Source organism: Nonomuraea sp. NPDC050663, from assembly GCF_044456985.1.
GTDB lineage: Bacteria > Actinomycetota > Actinomycetes > Streptosporangiales > Streptosporangiaceae > Nonomuraea.
In genome coordinates this window covers 1-1,031 of the sequence record NZ_JBITGL010000053.1, presented here as the reverse complement: position 1 = coordinate 1,031, position 1,031 = coordinate 1, and the positions used below count along the sequence as shown (strand labels likewise).

Below are 1,031 nucleotides of genomic sequence, written 5' to 3'. Positions count from 1 at the left end.
GCCCTGGCCGAAGCCCTGGTCAGCTGGTCCACCAGCGGCATCCCGGACAACCCGACCAACTGGCTGACAACCGTCGGACGACGCCGCGCAATCGATGCGTTCCGCCGCCGCGCCGCCGCCGACGAACGCTACGCCGTGCTCGCCCGCGAACTCGACGAGACGACACCGGCCGCCGACGCGCTGTTCGATCCGGATGCCATCGACGACGACAAGCTCGCGTTGATCTTCACCGCATGCCACCCGGTCCTTTCCAAGGAGTCACGGGTCGCGTTGACTCTAAGGGTAGTCGGCGGTCTCACCACTGATGAGATCGCCAAGTCGCTGCTTGTACCGGTCCCGACCATTCAGGCCCGTATCACCAGGGCGAAGAAGACGATCACTGCCACTCGAGTGCCCTTCGCCATTCCCGAACCCCACGAGCGGCCCGCACGGCTGAGCTCGGTACTCAACGTCCTCTACCTGATCTTCACCGAAGGGTCATCAGCCACCCACGGCCAGACCTGGATCCGAACTGATCTCGCCCGAGAGGCGCTGCGGTTGATGCGTGGTCTCGTGCGGTTGATCAAGGCACCAGAAGCGCTCGGGCTGCTTGCGTTGATGGAGCTGACAGCTGCCCGCTTCCCTGCCCGACTTGACGCAGACGGGCGGCCGGTGCTGCTGGAAGACCAGGATCGCCGCCGTTGGGACCGCGCGGCGATCCAGCGCGGCCGCGCCGCGCTGGAGTTGGCGGCCAGCGCCGGGCGAGGGCTTGGCGCTTACGGATTGCAGGCCGCGATCGCTGAGTGCCACGCCATTGCCCCGTCTGTGTCCGAGACCAACTGGGACCGCATCGTCGTGCTGTACGAGGCACTAGGCCAGCTCGTGTCCTCTCCCGTGATCGACCTCAATCGGGCAGCTGCCGTGGCGATGGCCGAGGGCCCCGCAGCCGGTTTGCAACTCGTGGATGAGATCGCCGCTGCCGGGACGCTGGAGCGATCTCACCTGCTGTACGCCGTACGCGCCGGGCTGCTGGCCCGGCTCGGACACCGGGA

Annotated in this window: 1 protein-coding gene; it reads left to right on the top strand. The window is 67.1% G+C overall.

The window, feature by feature from the left end:
- On the top strand, positions 1-1,031 hold a 1,031-nt coding region (locus ACIBH1_RS49080; RefSeq protein ID WP_397321046.1), incomplete at both ends, for an RNA polymerase sigma factor.